The organism is Streptomyces calidiresistens (genome assembly GCF_014141525.1).
Taxonomy (GTDB): domain Bacteria; phylum Actinomycetota; class Actinomycetes; order Streptomycetales; family Streptomycetaceae; genus Streptomyces; species Streptomyces calidiresistens.
Map to the genome: position 1 here is coordinate 1 of NZ_VKHS01001342.1, position 859 is coordinate 859.

Below are 859 nucleotides of genomic sequence, written 5' to 3' on the forward strand. Positions count from 1 at the left end.
ATTGTGTATAAGAGACAGGTCAGTGGGTGTGCGCCGGGGGCGTGGACGGCGCTCCCGCCGGCGACCCGGGCGGTGCCGGTCCGCCGGGGCCGCCGGTGACCGGTGGCGGCAGCAGGCCGGGCAGGCCCGGCGCGGTGGGCACGATCGAGCCCGGGGGCGCCGGCGCCGCCTCCCCGCCCTTCGTCCCGGAGTCCGCGTCCCCGCGCCGACCGCGTCGGACCCGGCCCGCGCGGTGGGCGGTGGTGACCGCCAGCGCGCCCAGCAGGGCGAGGGCGAGGGCCGGCGCGGCGACGGTCCAGGGTCCGCGTTCGGCGTAGGGGTGGTTCTCGGCGAGCAGCAGTCCCCATTCGGGGGACGGGGGTTGGGCTCCCAGGCCGAGGAAGCCGAGGGCGGCCAGGGCCAGGGCGATGCCGGGCAGTCGCAGCAGGGAGTGCCGGATCACCGGTGGGAGCACGGCGGGCAGCAGGTGTCGGCGCAGCAGGTGGGCGCGTCCGGCCCCCAGCCCCCGGGCGGCGGCGAGGTGGGCGGCGGCGCGTTCCTGGCGCAGCAGCGCGGAGGTGTGCGCGGCGAGCGGGGTCCAGGCGACGGCGGCGACCGCGATGGCCGGGGTGGTCGGCCCGGGGCCGACGAGGCCGGTGACCAGCAGCCCGGCGGGGACGGCGGGGACGGCGTTGAAGGTGTCGACCAGGGGGCCGGAGAAGCGCGGCAGCAGGCCGAGGAGGACGCCGATCAGCAGGGCGGCGGCCCCGACGAGCAGGGCGGTGCCGAGGGTGGCGAGGGCGCCGTGGCCGAGGCGGGCCAGCATGTCGCGGCCGAGCGCGTCGGTGCCCAGGGGGTGGGCGGTGGAGGGCGGCAGGAG

At 79.6% G+C, this 859-nt stretch carries 1 protein-coding gene; it reads right to left on the bottom strand.

The genetic code is table 11. From position 1 onward, the window contains the following. Positions 1 to 19: 19 nt before the first annotated feature. Positions 20 to 859, bottom strand: an 840-nt coding sequence (locus FOE67_RS27215; protein WP_182667476.1) for an ABC transporter permease subunit, incomplete at its 5' end; no start/stop codon positions are given.